Source organism: Phyllobacterium phragmitis (assembly GCF_002980495.1).
GTDB classification, from domain to species: domain Bacteria; phylum Pseudomonadota; class Alphaproteobacteria; order Rhizobiales; family Rhizobiaceae; genus Paramesorhizobium; species Paramesorhizobium phragmitis.
In genome coordinates this window covers 37,803-61,307 of sequence record NZ_PVBR01000023.1, presented here as the reverse complement: position 1 = coordinate 61,307, position 23,505 = coordinate 37,803, and the positions used below count along the sequence as shown (strand labels likewise).

The window sequence follows — 23,505 nt, the reverse complement described above, 5'->3', positions numbered from 1 at the left end:
TCAGCCGCCCGCCTTGGAAACCATAAGCGGAACGACGCGATCCGATTTGGCGACCGTCGGAGCGCTCGTCTCTGTAAGGGGAATGCCAAGTGCGTTCCAGACCTCGATCAGCGCATCCCTGAGCTCGAGCACCAGCACGTCATCATGGAACGGCGTCGGCGTGATGCGCAGGCGCTCCGTGCCGCGCGGCACTGTCGGATAGTTGATCGGCTGGATATAGATACCATGCACGTCGAGCAGCCGGTCACACGCCATCTTGCAAAGCTCCGGATCGCCGACGAGAATGGGCACGATATGCGTCTGCGACGGCATCACGGGCAAGCCGGCGGCCCCCAGTACATCCTTGGCCATCTGCGCCTGGCGCTGCTGTTGCCGGCGCTCCTCCTGTGAAGTCTTCAGGTGCCGGATCGAAGTCGTGGCCGCCGCAGCGATTGCCGGCGGCAGGGCGGTGGTGAAGATGAAGCCCGGTGCATAGGAGCGCACTGCGTCGATGACAGAGCGCGAGCCGGTAATGTAGCCGCCAAGCGCGCCGAAGGCCTTGGCCAGTGTTCCCTCAATGATATCGATGCGATGGGCGAGACCGTCGCGATCGGTGATGCCGCCGCCGCGATTGCCGTACATGCCGACCGCATGAACCTCGTCGATATAGGTCATGGCATTATATTCGTCGGCGAGATCGGCGATCGTCTCGATCGGGGCGATATCGCCGTCCATTGAATAGACGGATTCGAAAACGATGATCTTGGCGCGGCTGCGTCCGGCGGCCTTGAGCAGGCTTTCCAGATGCTCCACGTCATTGTGCCGGAAAATCTTCTTTTCCGCGCCGGAGCGGCGCACGCCTTCGATCATCGAAGCATGGTTGAGCTCGTCGGAAAGAATGAGGCAATCCGGCAGGAGTTTGCCAATAGTCGAAATGGCGGCTTCGTTGGAGACGAAACCGGAGGTGAAGACGAGCCCGGCCTCCTTGCCGTGCAGATCGGCCAGTTCGGTTTCGAGTTCGACCAGCGGGTGATTGTTGCCCGAAATATTGCGTGTGCCGCCGGCGCCCGATCCAAGCCGTCCGGCGGAATCGCAGAGCGCTGCGATCACGTCGGGGTGTTGGCCCATGCCGAGATAATCATTGGAACACCATACGGTGATCTCGCGGGCGGTCCCGTTGGCGCGCCACAATGCGCGGGGAAACCGGCCAACGATTCGTTCCAGATCGGCAAAGACGCGGTAACGCTTCTCGGCGTGCAACTGGTCGATCGCATCCTCGAAAAAACGGCGATAGTCCATCAAACGCTCCTGATATTCATCTTTTTCCTACCGCTTTTAGCCTTTTGCGTCCATCGCTGACGATGAGGGCAATTTGCCACGGGCCAAAGCAGTATGCCAGAACTGAGCAGGATATATTGATTATGCGCAAATTCTGCGAAATTCTCGCTTGTGTTTAACGGACTGTTCCGAAAATGCGCAGCCGGCTGACGCCGCCATCCGGATATATGTTGAGCCTGACATGGCTGACCCGGCCCGCCATTCCGCCCGACTGGGCGATATCGGCAGCACCGAAATCATGTACCGCATCCATGGAAAGCTTGTGCTGTGGCAGGATTTCCGGCCAGAACATCGACGATGTAATGATCATTTGCGTGAGGTCACCCGATGCGCCGTCTAGAGATGCATTGCCCAGATCGGCTGCATCGAGCGAGCAGCGGTCAGGATAATTGCCCTTGTAATGGGCGGTGTCGACGACGATTCGGCTGATGATTCCCGGGTGGCCGAGCTGCACGATCAGCCAGTCATTGCCCGGCTCGCGCCGCCGCCGCGTTTCCCATCCGTCACCCATATTGAGCCCACGTCCAGGCGCGAGCACACGGTGCAGCGCGCCGTAATGAGCATCCGAGAACGCCACGACCCGTCCACCGTTCAGTGCCGAGGCAAGGTCCACTTCCTCGTCTGGAGCGAGTTTCGACCAGTCGCGCCACGGCTCGCCATAGACACGCAGCCGCGCGACGCCGCCGTCTGGATAGATGTTGAGCCGCACATGCGTCCACACCAGGCCATTGTCGCAGGAGAAGAAATGATGATTGGACGGCCCGAGCGCCGCGCGGCCCTGGATTTCGATCCATTCGGTCGCTCCATCCGGCTCGCCCTCGGTCCGGCAGGCTTCGATGGAAAAGGCCGGTGGATAATTGCCGGTGAAATGGCTGGTATCGACGTCGAAACCGTAAATGATTCCCGGCACGGCCAGGCGGATAATCGCGTGATCATGCCCCGGCCCGCGCTTGCGGCGGCTCTCCCACCCATCCATCCACTTCCCGTGATCGTCATAGCGGTCGGGATAAAAAACCGCCGGCGCATCCGCCAGCATCCGCGCCAGCGGAGCGAAGAACGCATCGCTTGCGGAAAGGCCGACGGCGCCAAGCTCGGCGGAGGCGAGATTGATCCGGCTCCGGGCGAATGCGGGAAGATCGGTCTGAATCGTGCTGCTCATGGACGGTTCTCTTGAGGCGAGGTTCATCCCGGCCCGACGCCGGGATGTGTCTGATACCTGTATGCCTTAAGTCACGGCCTGCGGTTTGGCCAGTGCCCGCGAAGCTTTCACGCGCAAATCAGATTGGCTTCCACGAGGGGTCGACTGCGGTTGCCTCGGCACGCCAGAGGTCTGCATAATCGACATTCTGCCAATCCTTGAACCAGGGACCGCCGCTTGTGTAGTGCACCGCATTGGGCAGCCCCGTCTCCGGCTTCTCGTTCCAGCCTTCCAGCCAGTTCCAGCTGATCGGCAGCGCGCCGATCTCGTCGTCGGCAGCCCATTGCATGCGGTGCAGATAGGCGCCGGTCTGGCTGTTGACCACATCGGGCGTCAGCGTCCTAGTCGAGGGGTGTTCGCAATTGAACAGCATGAAGGAGGACCAGTTCTTGCGCGGATAGCTGGTCTGCACCTTGCCATCCATCTTGACGCCGTCCTTCGGCTGATAATCGTGCTGCGCGCACAGGACGGCTTTCGATGGGTCCTGATATTGCTTGAGATTCGCCAGATCGCCGAAAAAGAGAAAATCGCAGTCGCAGAACAGCGCCCATCCCTTGAAGCCGGCAAGCCATGGCGTGAAGAACCTGGAATAGGTGAATTCGGTGGAAGCGAGCGGATCGACATCGCGCGTATAGACGCCCTTGTCGACCAGGTCCTGAAGCTTGATCGGAATGATATCCAGTGGGATCGACGCATGTTTGAGCGCCGAGTGTCTTGCCACCTCGTAAGCGATAGGCTCGCGGGAATCCCATCCGATAAATATCTTCAACGGCTCGTTCATTCCAATCTCCTTTTATTCAATATGCTACGACATCCAATATGACTGCGATACGTGCTTTCCAATTGCGCTGAAAATTGGGTCAGCCGAGCAGGGTTATGCGCCCGTCATCGACCTTGTCGGCGACCCAGCTGCGTTCGTCGGCCCAGGCATGGCGCTTCCATCCCTCCCAGCTGAAACCACACAGCTTTATATCCCAGTCTTCCGTGGGAAAGTGCTGCAGCACATACCAGATACCGAAATAGCCCGTGCTTGGGAACACTTCGTGCATCTTGGCTTCTGGAAGCCCCAGTTCCTGGCAGCCCGCGAGATAGAATTGTGGCGGCATGATCCGGATTTCCTTGCCGGCGGCGCCGAACTCGTCGATCGCGCGCCAGGTCCAGTCGACGCGCCTGCCTTTCAAGCGTGAAAGGATGTTCGGTTTGATGAAATATTTCGCAATGATGCGCGGATGGTAGGCCAGCATGATCTCCTTCGCCGCCAGAAAGATCGGCGAGCGGGAGAAATTGGCATCGTCGAGCCGTCTTTGCATCGGCTTGCCGGAATTGGCCATCATCAGAAGATCGGTGCGCGTGCCGCTCATGCCGATGGAAGCCTTGGGTTCGTTGAACCGGAGAACAAATTGTGCCGCATCGATTTCGGTTGAAAGATCGCGTGGCAGGCTGCCGTTTCCGACGATGATGAGTTTCTTGCGTGAAGGGGGCATTCCGGACTTTCCAGGTGGAGATACACGCTTTGATTATTCTAGGCGCTGAAATATTCAACGGGCAAATTCGCCAGCGTCTGTGGCACGTCCGCTGCTATGCAGCATGAGCGTATCTCCTTGGCGGTAAATCGTCATTCTGAAGACGGGAGGTGAGAAATCAAAAAAGGTGAATAAATTAAGCGGCCTCCGCATTCAATACCGCTGCTTGACCGTTACTGGAAGCAGCATCACACCATCTGCAGGAACTTCGCCGCTACGGCGATCCCACCTCATGGATTTCGGCATCACACGCTCTGGTGCCCGCCGCGCGGCATGCGAGGCGGCCAGAATCTGATGGCAGTCCGAAGACGGCGCTGGTTCCGATCAGGTTTCGCCAGGCTTTTTTACACGGATATGGACGTCTTCATCGGCTAGATCGAAGCCCGAATAGCTGCGTTGAAACGCGATGATGGCGTCATTGACGCCTTTTGAGAAGTCATCGTCGCGCACTTCGATCCTGTGCCGGTACAAAATCCGCTCGCCCTTGTAGAAAACGACCTGTCCTTCCATCGGAGCCTCCTTTGGATGCGATGATCTAAATAAATTAAGCCTGAATCCCGGCAGAACAAGGGAAAGCACGATACTCCGGTCGATAACTTCCAACGTCCCAAAGGACGCACGCGCTGTAGAAAGTTATTCTGCGGGACCTCGCTCTGCCGTGATATCGCGCGAGCGCGCAAGCTCGAGCCATGCCTTCGCGATCGCCGGGCTGCTCATGGTCGGCATGGTGAACGTATTGGCGGCGCCTGTAATCGCCTATCTCCTGGGATAGGGCAGGTTTCATCCCGAAACAAAAACGGCCCTCTAAAAGGGCCGTGTCTGTTCATCTCAGCCGGTCCTGTCATGGGAGAACGACCGGCAATCTCCGTTTCCGGCGCTCTTCGCAGAGCGACCGCATGGCGCGGGCTGCTTGCGCATAGGTCGTGCCATGGGTTTTGTCGGATGTCAGCCATGCTTCCGGCACCAGATCGCGCAGGGCATCGAGCGTACGCATCGGCACCGTGTCCGTGCAACGCCACAGACGGCGAAACACGACGCTGATGCGCGTATTCTTGCCATTGATGTTGACCGCAGGCTCGTCGGTGCCGGCAATCCAATCCTCATATGCATCCACCGCATCCTGGAATGCGTTGTGCAGATAAATCGGCGCATGACCTTCATAAAGCGGGGGCAGCAAACTCGTCATGTCTGTTCCTCACTCTTCGGTGACTGGCCTGAAAATTGCCCGTGACTGTACTCGAGGCCACCGGCAGCGAGATCATAGGGTACAAGCGTTTTGTGATGATATGCAAGAAAACTTGTTCCAATGGATTGCGGCTGCTCTTCAGACGGCAATCGTCATGACGATATCCGTCAGCTCTTGCCAAGTTCGATCGAGCGCGTTTTCGCCGCTTCCACCGCGTCTTCGACCAGGTTTTTCAGGCGGTTATCGTCCATCAGCACGGCCAGCGCCGCCGCCGTCGTACCGTTCGGGCTCGTCACCTGTTCACGCAGCTTCGACGGGCTGTCGCTGCTTGCAGCTGCAAGCGCGCCCGCGCCATAGACGGTCTGCATGGCCAGCAGCGCCGCCGTATCGCGTTCGAGCCCGGCCGTAATGCCGGCGTCCGTCAGGCATTCGATGAAATGGAAGACATAGGCGGGACCCGAGCCGGAAACCGCCGTCACCGCATCCATCAGGCTCTCGTCGGCAATGCTGGCGACCTGACCGCTGGTCTTCAGGAGATCAGCGACGAAGGTGGCGTCCTCGTCGTTCACATTGGCGTTCCTGTATGTCACCAGCATCCCCTTGCCGATAGCGGCGGGCGTGTTCGGCATGCAGCGGATGATGGCGGTTTTGTCGTCAAGATATGTTTCGAGGAGCGCGACGGGAATGCCGGCGGCAACACTGACGAAGCTGGCGGTTTCGGCGAAGCGGGCATAGGCTGGGAGGATTTGCGCCATCACCTGCGGCTTGACGGCAATCAGCACCATGCGCGGCTTCAGATCGGCGGGAAGCGAACCGGCATCGGCGACGATATGGACACCCAGGCCACCGGCGCGTTCACGCAAGGCATCCGCCGGTTCCACGACATGAACGTCGTCCGGTCGCAGGACGCCGGAATCGATCCAGCCCTTCAGCATGGCGAAACCCATATTGCCGCATCCGACCAGAATAACCCTGTCGCTCATCTTTCCCACCTCGAACTGCTGAATGTGCGCGGCACTTTGACCGCGGACAAGCGCTGAGGTCAACTGTCGGTGCGGCTTTATTTCTCGTGGGAAGAAAGCGTTACGCGAGCGGTCATCCGCAGGCCGAAAATGGCGAGGACCAGCATCAGCCAGACCGGATCGACGCGGCGGAAGAAGAAGCTCTCCAGAAAGGCGTTCAGTGTCGAGAACGTCAGGATCATCATGAAGAAATCGGCGAGCAGCACGTTCTCGCGGTTGCGGCGGCAACGGGCATAGTCGATCAGTGGTAAGAGGATGATGACGATGACGGCACAGATAAAGGCCGGAATCCCCATCGTCACGGCGATGTCGAGATAGCCATCGTGACCGTGCACGATGCCGCGCACGTCCCAGTCGAGATAATAGGGATTGGCCGCCTGCTGGACGACGGGTGTCGACCAGAAGCTCTCGAAGCCGTAGCCGGTCCAGGGCCGCTCAGTGAGCTTTTCCAGCGCAAAGCGCCAGATCGAGGTACGTCCGGTGAACGTCGGATCGGAGACGAGATTTTCGACGATCCGGGCAAAAGGCGGAAACAGCACCGTGCCGATGGTGAAGCAGAAAAAGCCGATCTGAGCGGCCAATACGACCAGGGCCGCGAGAGGGCGCAGCCCGAAGATGCCGGGCACCGTCACCATGACGACGACAAGCGGCACCAGTGCGGTCGAGGTCTTCGATCCGGTATAGGCGACGAAGACGAGCGCTGCCATGGCGACAAGGGCGCCCGAGATGAACCATCGCCGCCGCATCAGGTAAACGCCGGCGAAGACGAATGCCGCCATGACAGGCGCGGCGATGTTCTTGTGCGAAAAGACGCCGCGCCACAAATAGGAATTCTGTGGCTCCAGCGCGTCAAAGCCATGCGTCGCAAGATCGGGGACGATCACCAGGCCGACATAGGACAGGACCAGCACCAGCGTCGCCGATATGGCCAGCGTCAGGGAGAAGCCGTCCGCATCGCGCGGCAGGCACAGAACCGATATCGCGCAGATCATGCCGATCAGCGTGAAGATGACGGCGCGCAACGCCGCCTGTGGATCGGGCGAGACCTGCGAGGAGAAAACCACGAAGCCGAGCATCAAGAGCCAGAACGGGCTCGCCATCGCACCGATCGTGCGCGGTCTGGCCAGCATCATCACGGAGAGGATCGCCAATCCGCCGAGGCCGCCGAACCCCAGCTGGTTCATCAGATCGCCGCCCTCGCTCTCCGTGGCGCCGGCCGGCTGATAGGGCCTGAAGGAGATAAGCAGAACCGACAGGATCAGTATTGCGAGCAGGATCGCCGCTGTCCGCATCGAAATGATGGATCGGGTGCGGTTGTCAGTTCTTTTCAGGCTGGCGGTATTGCTCATTGGCATATCCGAATTCGGCCAGGACGCGGCCGAGGCCCACATGGATATAGTAAAGGCCGGATGATGGCGATCCCGACTTTAGCGTCTTGACGATGGCCTTGAAAGGCGAGAATGCGAGCAGCGTCAGGCTTTTGGCGATGACGCGAAGTCTCCCGAGCGGCTCGCCGGCGCGCTTGCGTTTTTCGACGAGCGTCGAGATCACGCCGTTGCGCAGGCCGCGCGCCCTGATCCAGTCGCTCTCCAGCCTGCGGCTCGGGATCGTCTCGCGGATCGGCGCTTCCGCGCACCAGGCGACCCGGAAGCCTTTTTGAACGCTTCGGCTGATGAAATCGGAATCGCCGCCGCCCATGAAATTGAACATCAGGTCGAGAAACGGATAGGGCATGGTTTCCAGCATCCGCCGCGATATCAGCAGATTGCCGGAGGAATAGACGATCGGCACCGGGCCGCTGCGCGCATAGGGCGGAGCGAAGACCGGATGCCTGGCCCATTTATCCTGCTCGGGCCGCTCGAAAACCGGTATCTGCGGCCCGCCGACGATATCGGCGGCATATGTTTCCCGTGCGCGGCACATGTTTTCGAGCCAGTGCGGATCGGCGATTTCGTCGTCGTCTATGACGAGAAGCGACGAGAAATGCGCAAACCGGGTAAGCGCGGTCAGCCAGCCGGCATTGTATGCGTTGCAATTGCCCCGGTCGTGAGCGACGAGCAGGATTCCCTGGAAGGTGTCATCCTCGAACAATGGACGAACCGCTTTCGCGCCTTCCTGCGCTTCGGCATCGTTTTCCATGACGATGATGGCGAAGCGGCGTTCGGTCACCTGCGCCTTGACGGAATGAAGCGTCTTGAGGAGATGCTCAGGGCGGCGGAAGGTCGGTATCGTCACGACGATTTCGACCGCGTTGGGGCGCAAGTGCGGCGACTGGGCAAGGACGGTGATATTGTCGGGCAATCGCTGCTTCATTCCGGCGGTTTCCAAATGGATATCCCAGGGTGTGTTGAGCTGTATCTCAATACACCCTGGTGGTTTGTTTCTAACATTCGAGTCCGATGGAATTGGACGCAAATGTGTAAAAGAAACAAACACAAACAAAAGGTTATCTAGTGGTTGGGCCGACGTTTCGCGGGAGCGAAGCGTCGGAGTCAATCCACTAGGCTTAGCGCTGCGATCTTAGAGTTCGATTAACGGCCGCGCGGCCTGTCCGGCATCGGAACTCGCTCTACATTGATTAATCAAGCCTTCATTTCGCCTGCTTATGATTTCAGGGCACGAAATATGGCATTCTTTCTGATGGCTTTTTGATTTCCAGTGGGGCCTATGCATCTTCTGTTTGTCACGTCGCTTGTTCCGGATGGTGAACCGACGACCGGTTACGAGATCGCCAATGCGGCGATCATCGACGGTCTTCGCAGAGCCGGCGCGCGCGTGACCGTGCTGGGGTTCACCTGGCCGGGAAAACGGCCCTCCGATCCTGACAACACCATTGTTCTGGGCGAGGTGGATGTCCGCACCGATACCGCCGGGCTGGTGCAAAAGCTCGTATGGTTGCGCCGGGCTGTCACCGTGGGTCTGACCGTCTCCTCGATCAAGCTGCGTGTCATCGCGGAAGCTCAACTGCGCGCGGCGATCGCTTCCGCCGAACCATTCGATGCCTATGTCCTGAACGGCGTGGCGCTTGCCGGCGCTTTCGAAAATGTCTTCAGCGATAAGCCGTCGATCTTCGTGGCGCATAATGTCGAGCATCGTTCCGCGCGCGAAAATTCGAATGCCGCCGCGAGCCTCATGCAAAAGGCGCTTTTCGCGCGCGAGGCAAGGCTGCTTCGCGGGCTCGAGACCCGGCTTTGCGCCAGGGCGGATTTCGTCTTCACCCTGGCAGAGGACGACGGCAAGGCATTCGGCCTCCCGCTGGAGCGCTTTGCGGCACTACCGCTGGTGACGCGCAAGGCGATCACCGTCCGGCCCGTTCTTCCGGTCGCACATGATCTAGGCCTGATCGGCACATGGACATGGCAGCCGAACCGCATCGGCCTCGAATGGTTTTTGCGCCAGGTCAAGCCGCTGCTCGACCCGTCCATCGGCATCGCTGTCGCGGGTAGCACGCCTGCCGATCTCCTCACTGCCTGGCCGGGTGTCACCTTCGCTGGCAAGGTACCCGATGCGACGGCATTTGTTGAAAGCTCAGGCGTCATCCCGCTGGTCAGCCGCGCCGGCACCGGCGTTCAGCTCAAGACGATCGAGACGTTCGAGCTTGGCATGCCAAGTGTCGCAACCGCGCGCTCCGTGCGCGGCATCGCCTCGGTGCCGGCCAACTGCATCGTGGCCGACGAGCCCGTCGCCTTCGCCGCCGCCATCAATGCGATGGTGGCGCGGACAAGACAAGGTGACCGCCAGCGGCTCGACGGCAGGGCCTTCCACGTCAGCCAGTTGCAAAAGCTCGATACCGCCATCCGCCGAGGATTGGATCGTCTGGCTTCGGGAAAGCGGAAGGTTGCCGGATGAAATCGCCGGACGGGAAAAAGCCGATTGCCGGCGCATCCGAGCGGGCGAAAACTTGCCGGCTGGCACCGGCCTATGATGTTCTCGGTATCCCGGTCGCCGCGCTCGGATGGGGTGAGGCGCTCGACCTCATTGCCGACCACATCAAAAAGGGCGAATTTCTCCGGGTCGCCTGGCTCAATGCCCATTGTGCCAACATCGCCTACCAGGCGCCACGCTATCGGGCCGCGCTGAACAATTTTCTCGTTCTCCCCGACGGCTTGGGCGTCGATCTGGCTGCATCCCTGTGGCACGGCAAGAAATTTCCGGCCAATCTCAACGGCACAGACTTCACGCCCGCACTCATCAGGCACATCAAGATACCTTTGCGCATCGGACTTCTCGGTGCCCGGCCGGAGGTGGTGAAAAAGGCGGTCGCATTTTTCGTTGGGCTTGCGCCGCAGCACGAGGTCAAGATGATCTCGGATGGTTTTTTCACGCCCCAACAGGAAGAAGCTGTACTGCAGAAGCTCGCCGATTTTCGTCCGGATATCCTGCTGGTTGCCATGGGCGTGCCGCGCCAGGAGCTCTTCATCGTCGACAGACTGACCGAGCGCCACTGCACGGCCGCCTTCGCCGTCGGCGCCTTGTTCGATCTCCAGACCGGCGCTATACGGCGTGCGCCGCTCTGGATCCGCAAGCTTCGCGTGGAGTGGCTCTATCGTCTCTGGCAGGAGCCGGGGCGCCTGTGGCGTCGCTATATCGTCGGCAATTTCCTGTTTGTCGCTAGGCTGATCCGGGAGCGGCTGTCCGGGCGAAACACGATGTCCTCCAATGATGATGGGGCCGCATGAAAACCGCGATCGCGACTGCGAGCTATGCTGGTGATTTCGAGCGATGCAGGCTGCTTTGCGAAACGCTCGATGCCAATGTCACCGGTTTCACCAAACACTATCTCCTCGTCGAAAGCGACGATGTCGGCCTGTTCCGGCAGTTGGAAAACACCCATCGCGTCGTGGTGGACGAACGCGACCTCCTGCCTTCATGGCTGAAAACATGGCCAGATCCCTTTACCTCAGGCAAGCGGCGCATCTGGCTTTCGCCGCGTGTCCTGCCGTTGCGCGGCTGGCATGTGCAGCAGATGCGGCGCATAGCGCTTGCCTCCCATATCGACGACGATGCGATCTTCTATGCCGATTCCGACGTGGCTTTCCTTCGCCCGTTCGATGTCGAAACGCTCTGGCGGGGCGAGGATCTCCGGCTGTTGCGCCACGACGGCGCGCTGTTACGGCCCGTGCCGGGCGATCAATTGATCTGGTCGGCTAATGCGGGCGCTTTGCTCGGCATCGATCCGGCGCAAAAATCGCCGCATGATTATATAGGCACGCTGATCGCCTGGCGGCGCGACGCGCTCCTGTCCATGTGCAAGCGCATCGAAACGCTGCATGGCGCAAATTGGGTCGAGGTGATGGGCCGTGTCAGGCGTTTCTCCGAATGCATGATCTATGGCAGATATGCAGATGAAATCCTCGGGGCCAAGGGCCACTTCCACGACAGCGTGGACTTATGCCGCGTCTACTGGTTTGCGCCCGCGCCGACGGACGAGCAATTCCGCGCTTTCGTCGCGGAGATGACGCCGGGGCAGGTGGCGGTCGGAATGCAGTCCTTCATCGACGTCGATACGGATCATATCCGCAAGTTGATTGGGTATTAAGCAAGTCCAGGAAAAGTGCGAAACGGTTTTCCGTCCGGAGCTTGCGTGGGGACAACGAGCGTGCCTCAGACGCGCTTTGCCGGAAGGCGCAAGCCGCGATAGGTCAGCGCCAGCGACAGAAGGTAGAGCGCGGCGAAGATCGCGTTCAACCAGATCACCCAGGCATCATCGGCGCCAAGACGTGTGAACAGCAGATAGACGAGCAGCGCCTTCGCGCCGGCAAGAATGGCGAGATTGACGGTGCGCAGGCCGGATTGGCCACGCGCATAGAGGAGTTCCGCCTGGTATTCGACGAGGTTGCGGAAGCCCGGGACGAGGATGACCAGCGGCAGCAGAGCGACGATCCCTGCGACATTCGAACCCAGTGCGCGCGGAAAGAAATAAAGAAACAGCGCCAGGGCGGCGAGCGCCGTGGTGGAGACGAGAAACACGCCGCCCTCGAGGCCGGCTTTTATCTTCAGCGAGCGTAGCATGTCGGGCGTTCGCATCAGCCGCTGCACGAGCATCATATTGAACGAACGGATCGGCAGGGCGGTCAGGTCGACGAGCCGCATCAGGATGGCATAGATGCCTGCAATCCGTGGTCCGCCGATGCTGAGCACCAAGAGCTTGTCGAGCTCCATCTGGACGTAGAACAGGATTTCTGCGCCGGCCACGGCGAGTGCATCGGCAATGCGGCGCTTGTAGAGTGCCGGCACGAAACGCAGTTTCACGCGGGGGTAGAACCACAATGCGACAAGAAGCGAGATGCCGTTGGCGGCGAGGTACCACCATGCCCAATGGGCAAGATCGCTCTCTGCTGAAAAGGCGAAGAGAATGGCTGCCGCAGCGCGTGTCACTGTACCGAATATAACGAGGATGGCGGCCTTGCCGAAGCGATTGAGGCCGTTGTTGACAATGATGACGACCTCCGCCGACCGCCAGAGCAGCGCCTCGGCCACGATGATCACGGCAAAGACGCCGAAGCCGATATCGCGGCCGAAGAAGATGGCATGCACCGCCCATGCCGCCAGGGCGACGAAAGGCAGCGACAGCACGATTGCCGCGAGATAGCCGCCGGTATAGGCGCCGATCAGCTGCGGTTTGACGGTGGCGATGCGGTATAGCGGCGATACGAAACCGAACGACACTAGGCGCGACAGAACGACCCCGGTAGCGGACGCCGTTGCGAAAACGCCGAAATCGGCGATGGAAAGGGTATTGGCGAGCGCGATGAAATAGGCCAGCGAGATGACGACCCGCCCCGCCGATCCGCTGATGACCGAGAAATAATCGCGGAGGATATCGGCTTGCTGTTTCAACTGGCGCACGATCAAGAGGGGCGTTCCGCTGCTAGCTCCGCATCTGGGCGGGGAGATGACCGGCAAAACCTAACGACAAAAGTTTAACACCCTGTATGAACTTGCAAGGGAAGGAAGGAAATGTCCTCCCCTGCCGTATTTTTTAACGATTTCTTTTCCATGCAAATTTAGGTTGGCTTAACCAGGAAGACGAGTGCGTTCCTGCGTTTCGAGGATGACGATAGCGGATGACTGGTCCGGAAGACGAACAAAAGAAGCGGGCGTCAAGGCCGCTTCTGTCGTTTGCAGGCAAGCCCGATCCGGAAGGATTGCGCGAAGGCCCCGTGACGCCTGTACCTCATTCCAGTAAAGACGACGATGCCGAGCGCTATCGCCTTGCCCATGCGAAGCGGATGGCGGAACTCGACCACCACATTTCCGAGGCGGCGCCTGCGGAAAGCGAGCCTTTTCCTTCTGAGGATGCGGTCCGGAACGATCAGGAAGCGCGCATCCGCGAAGAAATGGCCGCCGTCGAGGCCGATTTACGCGAAAGACTTGAAACCGGCGAAAGCCGCATTCCGCCATCATCTCCGTCGCCCGCCATGACTCGGCATTCGGTCGAGGAGACAGGCGAAGATGACGACCGCAGCGAACCCATTCCTGATGATCGGGCGAAAACCGATGACTATCACAACGAATATCGCAACGATGAATGGAAGCCGCTCGTCGATCCGCGCATGGTCATCAGTGCCGTCCGCCGTTCCAGAAATCTCATTGTTGCTACGACGCTTCTTGGCGTTTTGCTGGGCGTCGCCTATGCCTTCTCGGTCCCGAAAATGTATGTGTCGAGCGTCGACCTTCTCGTCGATCCCCGCGAAATCCAGGGGGTCGGCCGCGATCTGACGCCGGACCAGCTTCCGACCGATGCCTCTCTCGCGATCGCCGAAAGCCAGGCCCGCATCATCGATTCGAGCAGCGTGCTCAGCAAGGTCATCGATCGCGCCGGACTGACCGGGGATCCCGAATTCAACGGGACGCTGAGGCCCAGTGGGATCGCCGGCTTCTTCGACTCGATCAGGAACGCGATATCCGGGCATGGTGCAGAAGACGCGACGGCACTTGAAACCAAGGTTCTCAATAATCTTCACAAAAGCCTGACCATCAGCCGTGACGCCAAGAGTTTCATCTTCTCGATTTCGGTGAGGACGCGGGAGCCCGAGAAGTCGGCTTATATCGCAAACACCATCAGTCAGGTCTTTCAGGAGCAACTCGGCTCGATCCAGTCCGATGCCGCCAAACGCACCACCGATGCCCTGTCCGGGCGCTTGGCCGATCTGAAATCGGGCGTCGAGAAGGCCGAAGGCGCCGTGGAGAAATTCAAGGCCGAGCATGATCTCGTCGATGTCCAGGGAAGGCTCATCGGTGATGACGAGATCACCAGCCTCAACAACCAGCTGAGTGCCGCTCGCGCCGAAACCATCCGGCTGAATGTACGCGCCCAATCGCTCAAGGGGACGACCGCGGATAGCCTGTTCACCGGCGGTCTTCCCGAAGGGCTGCGCTCCGGTGCCATCACCGCATTGCGCTCGCAATATGCTGCCGCCAGGCAGCAGGCGGATGGAATGGCGACCAAGCTTGGTCCGCGCCATCCTCAACTGATCCAGCTCCAGTCGCAGGCGGAAGGATTACGCCGCGAGATAGAAGCGGAACTCGGCCGCATCCGCGCCTCCATCCAGGTCGATCTAAGGCGTTCTGTGCACCAGGAACAGGATCTGGCGGCGCGTCTCGCGCAATTGAAGGTCCGGCATGCCGGAACCAACGAGGATATGGTCAAATTGCGCGAACTGGAGCGTGAGGCGAGCGCCCAGCGCTCTGTCTATGAGGCCTTCCTGTTGCGCGCGCGCGAAACCAGCGAGCAGGGAGGCCTCGATACCGCCATTATCCGCGTGATTTCCGAAGCGCGCCCGGCGCTCGAACCGACAGGCCCATCGCGCCGCAACATCGTGCTGGCGGGCCTGTTGCTGGGTCTTCTCGCCGGTCTCGGCATCGCCATCCTGCGTGGTATCTATGCGAGCCTTATGGGTGGGGCGCCCCAGCCATCTTATGCGCGTGGCCCTCGGCAACCGGATTACGATCCGCAGCCGCCTGCGCCGACAGGCGGCGGCAATCCGCCCCGCCGAACGTCTTCGCCGCAGCGCGAGCCGCAATCGCAACAAGAGGAATCGCGCCTTGCCGCGGCGGTGCGCCGGGCGAGGGAAGGCCGCGCCATGGATGAATCGGATGCACCCGAAGCGTACGATGTCTCTTCGGATCTGCCCGAGGATGCCGCCCCAAACGCTGCATCATCGGAGGAAAGCCAGCTCATACCGTTCCCGCGGCCGCAGCGCGCCGGGATCGACGACATCCGCGAGGCGATTGCCGATGTCCGCGCCGCCATGACGCAATATGCCTCGCGTCGCGGTTAAGACGCTCCTTTCACGTCCAACGTCGCTTTTGGTTATTGTCACGCGGCCCTCAGCCGATTATTGCGGCTCACATGATGACGGTTGCGAAGCTTTCCGCACGCTGGATCAGCCGCCAAGCAGGCTAAAACCACGGGAGTTGTGTGAATGACGCAGGTGATTGACGGCAAGCTTATTGCCGAAGACGTCTTGACCGAGGTGAAGAAGGCGACATCCGAACTCGCCTCCGAAACGGGTGTCATCCCCGGTCTCGCAGTGGTGATCGTCGGCGACGATCCGGCCAGCCATGTCTATGTCAATTCGAAAAGCAAGATGGCGAAGGAATGCGGGTTCAAATCCGTCCAGCACACGTTGCCGGTCGAGACGACGCAGGAAGAGTTGGCGGCGCTCGTCGCTTCACTGAACGATGATCCCTCGATCCACGGCGTCCTTGTCCAGTTGCCGCTGCCAAAACATCTGAAATCCGAACCGATCATCCAATCGATCTTGCCGGAAAAGGATGTCGACGGTCTGCACGCCGTCAATGCCGGCAAGCTTGCGATTGGCGATCTGGAAACAGGCCTGGTATCCTGCACTCCCGCAGGCGCGATGGTCTTTGTGCGCCGCATGCATGGCGAAGATCTTTCCGGCCTGAATGCGGTGGTTATCGGTCGCTCGAACCTTTTCGGCAAGCCGATGGCGCAATTGCTGCTGAATGCCAATGCGACGGTGACGATTGCCCACAGCCGCACGAAGGATCTGCCCGCCATCTGCCGCACCGCCGATATTCTGGTAGCCGCCGTGGGTCGCCCGCAAATGGTGAAGGGCGATTGGGTGAAGCCCGGCGCAACGGTCATCGATGTCGGCACCAGCCGCATCCCCGCGCCGGAGAAGGGCGAGGGTAAGACGCGTCTCGTCGGTGATGTGGATTATGTGGAAGCGGCAAAGGTTGCCGGCGCGATCACGCCGGTTCCGGGCGGCGTCGGGCCGATGACCATCGCCATGCTGATGGCCAACACGCTGAAGTCTGCATGTCGTGCAGCGGGTAGGGTGGCGCTGCGGTTTTAATCCGGCATAGGGAATCGCACTTCTTCTCACCCCCCTCTGCCCTGCCGGGCAGAGGGGGGTGAGAAGAAGTGCGATTCCCCTCGAAGAATGAATCTCAAAAAACCGAAGCCCCCTGATCCGCCCGTCCGGCGAACTGGCGGAAGGCCGAAAACAATTCTCGGCCCATGCCGAACTCGTTACCCGAAAGGTCCGGCTTGTCCGCGGCTCTTTCGGCAAGGACTGCCGCATCGATCAGAACCTCGAGCGTTCCCGCTGTCGCATCGAGCCGCACCATATCGCCATCCCTGATCTTGCCGATCGGTCCGCCGTCGAGCGCTTCCGGCGTCACATGGATGGCGGAAGGCACTTTGCCTGACGCGCCCGACATCCGCCCGTCGGTGACGAGCGCCACGCGCTGTCCGCGATCCTGCAGGATGCCGAGAACCGTGGTCAGCTTGTGCAGTTCAGGCATGCCGTTCGCCTTGGGTCCCTGGAAGCGGACGACGGCGACGAAATCGCCGGCAAGCTTGCCTGCCTTGAAGGCGTCATGCAGCGCGGCCTGGCTGTCGAAGACCAGGGCAGGGGCCTCGATGACATGGCGCTCCGGCTTGACGGCGGAAATCTTGATGATGGCATTGCCGATATTGCCGGTCAGGATCCTGATGCCGCCCGTCGGCTGGAAGGCGTGTGCCGTGGTTGCCAGCACCTTGTCGTCGCCGCTCTTTACCGGCGCCGGCCGCCGCTGCACGCCGCCCGCCTCGTCGAGCATCGGCTCGCTGGCATAGGGCCGCAACCCTTCGCCCCAGACGGTGCGCACATCCTCATGCAGGAGCCCGCTGTCGAGGAGTTCGCGGATCAGGAAGCCCATGCCGCCCGCCGCATGGAAATGGTTCACATCGGCAAGACCGTTCGGATAGACGCGGGCCAGAAGCGGCACCAGATCGGAAATCTCCGCGATATCGCGCCAGGTCAGCTTGATGCCTGCCGCCGCCGCCATGGCGATGAGATGGATCGTATGGTTGGTCGAGCCGCCCGTGGCGTTGAGGCCGACCACGCCATTGACGAAGGAGCGCTCGTCGATCATCTCGCCGACGGGCGTATATTCATTGCCGAGCGCGGTGATGGCGAGCGCGCGCTTTGCCGCTTCCTTGGTCAGCGCATCGCGCAGCGGCGTCCCCGGATTGATGAAGGATGCGCCCGGTAGATGCAGGCCCATGATCTCCATCAGCATCTGGTTCGAATTGGCCGTGCCATAGAAGGTGCAGGTTCCCGGCCCGTGATAGGATTTCGATTCCGCTTGGAGAAGCTCGGTGCGTCCGATCTTGCCCTCGGCATAAAGCTGGCGGGTGCGCGCCTTCTCGTCGTTCGGCAGGCCGGTGGTCATCGGTCCCGCCGGAACGAAGACGGCGGGAAGATGTCCGAAGGTCAAAGCGCCGATGAGGAGCCCCGGCACGATCTTGTCGCAGACGCCGAGATAGACCGCCGCGTCGAACATATCATGCGACAGGCCGACCGCCGTCGCCATCGCGATCACGTCGCGCGAGAACAGCGACAGTTCCATGCCCGCGAACCCTTGCGTGACGCCGTCGCACATGGCGGGCACGCCGCCGGCCACCTGCGCCACGCCGCCCGCCTCGCGCGCCGCCTGCTTGATGAGCTGCGGAAAGGTCTCGAAGGGCTGATGCGCTGAAAGCATGTCGTTATAGGAGGTGATGATGCCGAGATTGGGGACTACATCGCCGGAGAGGTTCGCCTTGTCCGATGGACCGCAGGCGGCAAAGCCATGGGCGAGATTGCCGCAGCCGAGGAACGAGCGCGCCGGCTTGCGCGCGGCCGCTTGGCCGACGCGGTCCAAATAGGTCTCACGCGTCGGCTTGGAGCGTTCGCGGATGCGGTTGGTGATATCGAGAATTCGTTGGTCGGCGGACATCATATTCTCCTAGAGCAAGTCCCCGGAAAAATGGGAACCGGTTTTCCCGGCAAAACAGAACGTTTTTCGTCTGGACTTGCGTAAAAACAAAGCATTGGAGCGGTTTCCAGATTCAAAACCGGAACCGTTCTATGGCGCCCAGAACACATGCACGGTCGTCTGCGCCTGGTTGAGCACGGCGCGTATCGGCATTTCCGTTTCGTCGCCCTCCTCCATCGCACGGGCAAGCACCTCCCGTTTGGCCGCGCCTTCGATATGCAGGACGATGAACCGTGCCTCGGCGATCACCGGCAGTGTCAGCGTCAGGCGCGGCTCGCCGGCGCTTGTCGCCTGCATCGGCAGCACCAGCGCCTTGCCCTCGGGGTCGATTGCCTGGTCGAGCCGGTCCCCTCCAGGGAAGAACGAGGCCGTGTGCCCATCCGTTCCCATGCCGAGAACGACGACGTCGAATGGCCGGGAAAGTGCGTCGATGCGGTTGGCTGCCGCAATGGCTGCCGTTTCGGCCACCAGTGCCGGATTGTAGAGGCCGACGAATTTTGCTTGGGCCCCATTGTCCTTCAAAAGATGCGTGTGCACCAGTCTTTCGTTGGAACGGCCGTCTTCGGGCGGTACGAAACGTTCATCCACCAGCGTCACCGCCACGCCGCTCCAGTCGATATCCTGCTGCGACAGGGCTTCGAACAGCGCAATCGGGGTCGTGCCGCCGGAAACGGCAAGCACAGCCTGGCCATTGGCCTGAATGGCGTCGGCCAACCGCGCCGCGATCTGCGAAGCGAGCGCTTCGGCGAGGTCTGCGCCATTGGCGAAATCATGCCGTTCTATGACCATCATGGCATTGCCCACGCTCATAGGCTGTCGTGCCACGTGCGGCCGTCGCGCTCGATAAGCGCGATCGCCCCGGAGGGCCCCCAGGTTCCGGCCGTGTAGCCCTGCGTCGTCTGCCCGCCGTCCTCCCAGCCATCGAGAATCGGATCGATCCAGCGCCACGCCGCCTCCACTTCGTCGCGACGCATGAACAGCGTCTGGTTGCCGCGCACCACATCCATGATCAGCCGTTCATAGGCGTCAGGATTTCGCTCGCTAAACGATTCGGCGAAGCTCATATCCAGCGGCACATGGCGCAGGCGCATTCCGCCGGGGCCGGGATCCTTGATCATCAGCCACTGCTTGACGCCCTCGTCCGGCTGCAGGCGGATGACGAGTTGATTGGCGATGACCCGGCCCGCACCCTCACCGAAGATCGAATGCGGGATCGGCTTGAATGTCACGACGATCTCGGAAACACGCGTGGCGAGTCGCTTGCCCGTGCGCAGATAGAAAGGCACGCCCGCCCAGCGCCAATTGGCGATTTCCGCCTTGATGGCGACAAAGGTTTCGGTGTTGCTGGTGTGCCCCTCCAACTCTTCGAGATAGCCCTTGACCGGTCCGCCCGCCGAAGCGCCGGCCCGATATTGGCCGCGCACCGTGCGTTCCTCGACATTGGAGCTCGTGATTGGCTGCAGCGAGCGCAACACCTTCACCTTCTCATCGTGAACGGCATCGGCCTCCAGTGATGAAGGCGGCTCCATGGCGACCAGGCAGAGCAATTGCAGGATATGGTTTTGCACCATGTCGCGCAATGCGCCAGCCTTGTCGTAATAACCCGCACGGCCCTCCAGCCCGACTGCTTCCGCGACCGTGATCTGCACATGATCGATATGGGCGGAATTCCACAGCGGTTCATAAAGCGCATTGGCAAAGCGCAGCGCCATCAGGTTCTGCACCGTCTCCTTGCCGAGATAGTGGTCGATGCGGAAGGTCTGCTCCTCGCGGAAAACGCTGCCGATGATATCGTTGAGCGCCATTGCCGATTTCAGATCGCGTCCGATCGGCTTTTCCACTATGATGCGCGTATCGGGCGTGATCAGGCCATTGGCGTCGAGATGCTTGGCGATATCGCCGAAAAGCGATGGGCTGACGGCCAGGTAGAAGGCGCGGATGCGCTCCGGCTGCTTTTCGATGAGGGCTTTCAGCGCATCCCAGCCGCCATCGGCCTTCACATCGACGGCGACGTAAGAGAGGCGGGCGACGAAGCTTTCCACCTCCTTCTTGTCGACTTCCGCTTCCTTGATGTGTTCCTTGATGGCGGCGCGGGCAAAGGCCCGATATTCCTCGTCACTCATCGCAGAGCGCGATGCGCCGATAATGCGTGTCGGCTCGCTCAGCTGCCCGGCGCGCTGGCGCTGGTAGAGCGCGGGGATCAGCTTGCGCTCGGCGAGGTCGCCGGTGCCGCCGAAGACGATGCAGTCGAAAGGCGCTACCGGTATGATCTGGCTGGTCATGGGTAAGTCTCTTCCATTGGAAAGATAGGAGGTCAACGGGAAAGTAAGAGGTCCGATGGCTCTCGACAAGCGATATAATCTAATCGATTTAAAACCGCCAGTCTCATTTCGGAGATTGGCGGCTGAAAGAATAGAATGAGGTGGCAAGCGCAGTTGTAAAGGTGATGACGCTGATCTTGCCCCATGGCGATTTCAAGTGCTTCTGGAAGGGCCGGATATTGAGCACGCCAACTGGATGCGTTACGGGTATCTCAGCGCACGCGTTGCTGAGAATAAATAACTATGTTTCCAAACAAGGAGATTATCAGTGCTCGACAGTTTTCGATCTATTGCTTTCCTGACATTGATGCTCCTTGTGGTTGAGCCAGCTTTTGCGGTTGAGGGCTTAAGCTCGTCGGATATGGCAACTGGAAGCCAGAAATTAAATGAATTTCGCGAAGTAAAAATGAAAATATTTCAGACATTGTATAATGGCATAAGTCCAAGCGGTTGGGGAGAGGAGGCGCCCAAACGTTTGTTCGATAAGATTGAAGGCAAATGGGTCAGATTGAGCGATGTTGACCTTAGCGACGCAGCAAGCCTTGAAGCAGCTTGTCGGGACGAATGGACGCTGTTCAGTAGAGTTGACGGTTACTCGTTCAGCGGTGTGACGATGTCCAAGTTTTATGATGAACCAAGACGGACGGAATATATCAGCAGGAGTGGTTCGACCTATGCGGTTCGCAATGATTTTAGATATATGAGCAACTCAAGCAAGACACCGGCAGAAAACAAGGATTTTCTGCTAGGAATGTCTGCTCGCTCAGCTAATCAAGAGGCTGTTTTACTGCCTTTGACACCGAACATACTTCTGGAAGTGCGAGTGGAGGGTGGTTTCCCAGAGCTTCTTGGGCGCTGCGAATGAAGAGTTCTGGCTTGGCTTCCCCTAGATCCTGTCGATCAGCGCGTACCAGGAAAGCGCCAGGAAGAGCAGTGGCGTGCGGAAACTGCGTCCGCCGGGGAAGGGCGGGATGTGCAGATCCTCGAAGAGCTTCAGCCGGTCCCGATTGCCGGCGAGCGTCTCCGCATAGAGCTTGCCCATGAAATTGGCGAGCATCACGCCATGGCCGGAATAGCCGCCCGCCGAGATGACATTGGGCATGACCTCGCGCACGAAGGGCTTGCGCGGCATGGTGATGCCGACGGAGCCGCCCCATGCATGGGTGATCTCGATATCGGCGAGCGCGGGATAGATTTCGGCGATCTGCCGGCGGATATGGGTGCGGATCTCGCGCGGGTTGTCGGCGGTATAGGCTTCACGCCCGCCGAATAAGAGCCGCCCATCGCTCAGGCGGCGAAAATAGCGCACCACGAAGCGCGAATCATCGACCGATTCACCGCCCGGCAGTACGGAACTGTCGTTTCCAAGCGGAACGGTCGCGCCGATGAAGGAGCGGATCGGCATGACATGGGCCGCACTGACGGGTTCGAGTGTACCGCCATAGGCATTGACGGCGAGCAAAGCCTTGGGCGCCGTCACGCTACCCCTGGCGGTGGTCACCGTGACGCGTCCATTTTCGGAGCTGATGGCTGTAGCCCCAGTGTTTTCGAAAAGATGCGCGCCCGCCTTCGCCGCAGCGCTGGCCGTTCCGACGATGAGCTTCAGCGGATGGATATGACCGGTGCCTTTGTCGTAAATGCCGCCGAAATAGCGTTTCGAGCCGAGCCGTTCGGCTGTCTCCTTTGCATCCATGAAACGGATGTCGGGATAATCGAAGCGCGATGCCATCAGTTCGGCATGTGCGCGGTAGTGTTCGAGATAACGCGGCTTGTGCACGACCGACATCTGGCCCGGCATATAGTCGATGTCGATCCCGTGCGTCTCGGCAAATTGCAGGAGATGCGCCTTGGCTTCCTCGGCAATGTCGAACAATGCCTTGGCGCGGGTGAGGCCGAGTTCGGCCTCCATCTCCTCCGCCCAGGCGCGCTGTCCGGTATTGAGCTGGCCGCCATTGCGCCCCGACGCGCCATCGCCGAACCGCGCGGCATCGAGCAGCACGACATCCGCGCCGGCAGCAGCCAGGTGATAGGCGGCGGAAAGGCCGGTATAGCCGCCGCCGACGATGACGACATCCGCCTGCCGCGAGCCGTCGAGCGCCGGATATTGCGGACGCGCGGTCAAGCTCGCTTCATACCAGGAAAGGCCGGGAGAGATCGGGGATTGGTGGGGCACGGGAAGCTCCGCGTTAAGGGAGTAGGGGAATAGGGCAGTAAGGGAGTATGTTAGGTTTCCGATAGCCTGCGGATAAGGAGCCTTAGCAATTTACCGATGCTTTCACTCATTGCCATCATCCGGGCAACCACCTCTTTTTTGCTGAAGCCCAATCTCTCAGCTATAAGCAAGTGTGTTTCTACTTCCTTCAGCGAACCCTGGGCAATGCGCAGAAACTGCTGATAGGAGCCACGGGTGTCGCGTCCATAGCCTTCCGCAATATTGGCCGGGACAGAAACGGCAGCCCGGCGAACCTGACTTGTCAGGCCATATATTTCTTCTCTTGGCCAAGACTCGGTCGATTTATATATCGCGATCACCAACTCCATTGCTTGCTGCCATGCAAGAAGATCGCGATAAGAATTGATTGCCATAGTTGCGCCCCCGCATATTTCCCCTACTCCCCTACTCCCCTACTCCCCTACTCCCCTACTCCCCTACTCCCCTACT

The 23,505-nt window shown here is 60.1% G+C and carries 20 protein-coding genes and 1 pseudogene; 6 read left to right on the top strand and 15 right to left on the bottom strand.

Annotated features, from left to right (window positions below; all coding sequences use genetic code 11):
* The 9 genes from hemA to C5748_RS22880 form a co-directional block, all read right to left on the bottom strand.
* Window positions 1-1,278 carry a 5-aminolevulinate synthase gene (hemA, locus tag C5748_RS22920; protein WP_105744693.1) on the bottom strand — a complete coding sequence of 426 codons (1,278 nt, stop codon included), beginning with the start codon at window positions 1,276-1,278 and terminating at the stop codon, window positions 1-3.
* A gap of 154 nt (window positions 1,279-1,432) precedes the next feature.
* Window positions 1,433-2,476, bottom strand: a complete 1,044-nt coding sequence (alc, locus tag C5748_RS22915; RefSeq protein WP_105744691.1) for an allantoicase — start codon at window positions 2,474-2,476, stop codon at window positions 1,433-1,435.
* 118 nt (window positions 2,477-2,594) lie between these two features.
* On the bottom strand, window positions 2,595-3,296 hold the full coding sequence (locus C5748_RS22910; RefSeq protein ID WP_105744689.1) for a glycosyltransferase: 702 nt from the start codon (window positions 3,294-3,296) through the stop codon (window positions 2,595-2,597).
* 79 nt (window positions 3,297-3,375) lie between these two features.
* The gene (locus C5748_RS22905) at window positions 3,376-3,999 is read right to left on the bottom strand and encodes a glycosyltransferase family 29 protein (protein ID WP_105744687.1); all 624 of its coding nucleotides are present in this window, start codon (window positions 3,997-3,999) and stop codon (window positions 3,376-3,378) included.
* 363 nt (window positions 4,000-4,362) lie between these two features.
* Window positions 4,363-4,548, bottom strand: a complete 186-nt coding sequence (locus C5748_RS22900; protein ID WP_105744685.1) for a hypothetical protein — start codon at window positions 4,546-4,548, stop codon at window positions 4,363-4,365.
* 331 nt (window positions 4,549-4,879) lie between these two features.
* Entirely contained in the window at window positions 4,880-5,224 is a 345-nt protein-coding gene (locus C5748_RS22895; RefSeq protein WP_105744683.1) for a BRA0787 family protein, read from the bottom strand.
* Between the two features lie 167 nt (window positions 5,225-5,391).
* On the bottom strand, window positions 5,392-6,207 hold the full coding sequence (gene proC / locus C5748_RS22890) for a pyrroline-5-carboxylate reductase (protein WP_105744721.1): 816 nt from the start codon (window positions 6,205-6,207) through the stop codon (window positions 5,392-5,394).
* 77 nt (window positions 6,208-6,284) lie between these two features.
* Window positions 6,285-7,595, bottom strand: coding sequence for an O-antigen ligase family protein (locus C5748_RS22885; protein ID WP_105744682.1), 1,311 nt, complete (start codon window positions 7,593-7,595; stop codon window positions 6,285-6,287).
* Complete coding sequence (locus C5748_RS22880; RefSeq protein WP_105744680.1) at window positions 7,564-8,559, bottom strand: glycosyltransferase family 2 protein; 996 nt, start codon at window positions 8,557-8,559, stop codon at window positions 7,564-7,566. The genes C5748_RS22885 and C5748_RS22880 overlap by 32 nt, the downstream gene beginning before the upstream one ends.
* Window positions 8,560-8,904: 345 nt before the next feature.
* On the opposite strand from C5748_RS22880, the gene C5748_RS22875 reads away from it, so the two are divergent.
* From C5748_RS22875 to C5748_RS22865, 3 genes are read left to right on the top strand one after another with little or no spacing between them, the layout of a single operon-like run.
* Window positions 8,905-10,095, top strand: coding sequence for a glycosyltransferase (locus C5748_RS22875; protein WP_425350291.1), 1,191 nt, complete (start codon window positions 8,905-8,907; stop codon window positions 10,093-10,095).
* Entirely contained in the window at window positions 10,092-10,925 is an 834-nt protein-coding gene (locus tag C5748_RS22870; RefSeq protein ID WP_105744676.1) for a WecB/TagA/CpsF family glycosyltransferase, read from the top strand. The genes C5748_RS22875 and C5748_RS22870 overlap by 4 nt, the downstream gene beginning before the upstream one ends.
* Window positions 10,922-11,785, top strand: coding sequence for a DUF6492 family protein (locus C5748_RS22865; RefSeq protein WP_105744675.1), 864 nt, complete (start codon window positions 10,922-10,924; stop codon window positions 11,783-11,785). The genes C5748_RS22870 and C5748_RS22865 overlap by 4 nt, the downstream gene beginning before the upstream one ends.
* Window positions 11,786-11,850: 65 nt before the next feature.
* Here C5748_RS22865 and C5748_RS22860 read toward each other — a convergent pair whose 3' ends face one another.
* Window positions 11,851-13,101, bottom strand: coding sequence for a lipopolysaccharide biosynthesis protein (locus tag C5748_RS22860; RefSeq protein WP_105744674.1), 1,251 nt, complete (start codon window positions 13,099-13,101; stop codon window positions 11,851-11,853).
* Between the two features lie 377 nt (window positions 13,102-13,478).
* On the opposite strand from C5748_RS22860, the pseudogene C5748_RS22855 reads away from it, so the two are divergent.
* A pseudogene (locus C5748_RS22855) lies at window positions 13,479-15,125 on the top strand (GumC family protein); the annotation flags it as partial.
* A 549-nt stretch (window positions 15,126-15,674) separates the two neighbouring features.
* Entirely contained in the window at window positions 15,675-16,574 is a 900-nt protein-coding gene (gene folD, locus C5748_RS22850; RefSeq protein WP_105744670.1) for a bifunctional methylenetetrahydrofolate dehydrogenase/methenyltetrahydrofolate cyclohydrolase FolD, read from the top strand.
* A 94-nt stretch (window positions 16,575-16,668) separates the two neighbouring features.
* Here the strand turns inward: folD and edd are convergent, their stop codons facing one another.
* From edd to zwf, 3 genes are all read right to left on the bottom strand, one after another.
* Entirely contained in the window at window positions 16,669-18,483 is a 1,815-nt protein-coding gene (edd, locus tag C5748_RS22845; protein ID WP_105744668.1) for a phosphogluconate dehydratase, read from the bottom strand.
* 129 nt (window positions 18,484-18,612) lie between these two features.
* Complete coding sequence (pgl, locus tag C5748_RS22840) at window positions 18,613-19,311, bottom strand: 6-phosphogluconolactonase (protein WP_105744719.1); 699 nt, start codon at window positions 19,309-19,311, stop codon at window positions 18,613-18,615.
* A gap of 17 nt (window positions 19,312-19,328) precedes the next feature.
* Complete coding sequence (gene zwf, locus C5748_RS22835) at window positions 19,329-20,804, bottom strand: glucose-6-phosphate dehydrogenase (RefSeq protein ID WP_105744666.1); 1,476 nt, start codon at window positions 20,802-20,804, stop codon at window positions 19,329-19,331.
* A gap of 307 nt (window positions 20,805-21,111) precedes the next feature.
* Here zwf and C5748_RS22830 point away from each other — a divergent pair, with 307 nt between their 5' ends.
* On the top strand, window positions 21,112-21,708 hold the full coding sequence (locus C5748_RS22830) for a hypothetical protein (protein ID WP_105744664.1): 597 nt from the start codon (window positions 21,112-21,114) through the stop codon (window positions 21,706-21,708).
* A 21-nt stretch (window positions 21,709-21,729) separates the two neighbouring features.
* Here C5748_RS22830 and C5748_RS22825 read toward each other — a convergent pair whose 3' ends face one another.
* Window positions 21,730-23,016 carry an NAD(P)/FAD-dependent oxidoreductase gene (locus C5748_RS22825; protein WP_105744662.1) on the bottom strand — a complete coding sequence of 429 codons (1,287 nt, stop codon included), beginning with the start codon at window positions 23,014-23,016 and terminating at the stop codon, window positions 21,730-21,732.
* A gap of 50 nt (window positions 23,017-23,066) precedes the next feature.
* Window positions 23,067-23,429, bottom strand: a complete 363-nt coding sequence (locus tag C5748_RS22820) for a four helix bundle protein (RefSeq protein WP_105744660.1) — start codon at window positions 23,427-23,429, stop codon at window positions 23,067-23,069.
* Window positions 23,430-23,505 lie beyond the last annotated feature (76 nt).

Coding starts and splice junctions, on each gene's coding strand:
- folD (WP_105744670.1), top strand. CDS start 15,675: ATGACGCAGGTGATTGACGGCAAGCTTATTGCCGAAGACGTCTTGACC.
- C5748_RS22880 (WP_105744680.1), bottom strand. CDS start 8,559: ATGAAGCAGCGATTGCCCGACAATATCACCGTCCTTGCCCAGTCGCCG.
- C5748_RS22910 (WP_105744689.1), bottom strand. CDS start 3,296: ATGAACGAGCCGTTGAAGATATTTATCGGATGGGATTCCCGCGAGCCT.
- C5748_RS22900 (WP_105744685.1), bottom strand. CDS start 4,548: ATGGAAGGACAGGTCGTTTTCTACAAGGGCGAGCGGATTTTGTACCGG.
- hemA (WP_105744693.1), bottom strand. CDS start 1,278: ATGGACTATCGCCGTTTTTTCGAGGATGCGATCGACCAGTTGCACGCC.
- C5748_RS22885 (WP_105744682.1), bottom strand. CDS start 7,595: ATGAGCAATACCGCCAGCCTGAAAAGAACTGACAACCGCACCCGATCC.
- alc (WP_105744691.1), bottom strand. CDS start 2,476: ATGAGCAGCACGATTCAGACCGATCTTCCCGCATTCGCCCGGAGCCGG.
- C5748_RS22905 (WP_105744687.1), bottom strand. CDS start 3,999: ATGCCCCCTTCACGCAAGAAACTCATCATCGTCGGAAACGGCAGCCTG.
- proC (WP_105744721.1), bottom strand. CDS start 6,207: ATGAGCGACAGGGTTATTCTGGTCGGATGCGGCAATATGGGTTTCGCC.
- C5748_RS22820 (WP_105744660.1), bottom strand. CDS start 23,429: ATGGCAATCAATTCTTATCGCGATCTTCTTGCATGGCAGCAAGCAATG.
- edd (WP_105744668.1), bottom strand. CDS start 18,483: ATGTCCGCCGACCAACGAATTCTCGATATCACCAACCGCATCCGCGAA.
- C5748_RS22895 (WP_105744683.1), bottom strand. CDS start 5,224: ATGACGAGTTTGCTGCCCCCGCTTTATGAAGGTCATGCGCCGATTTAT.
- zwf (WP_105744666.1), bottom strand. CDS start 20,804: ATGACCAGCCAGATCATACCGGTAGCGCCTTTCGACTGCATCGTCTTC.
- C5748_RS22870 (WP_105744676.1), top strand. CDS start 10,092: ATGAAATCGCCGGACGGGAAAAAGCCGATTGCCGGCGCATCCGAGCGG.
- C5748_RS22865 (WP_105744675.1), top strand. CDS start 10,922: ATGAAAACCGCGATCGCGACTGCGAGCTATGCTGGTGATTTCGAGCGA.
- pgl (WP_105744719.1), bottom strand. CDS start 19,311: ATGGTCATAGAACGGCATGATTTCGCCAATGGCGCAGACCTCGCCGAA.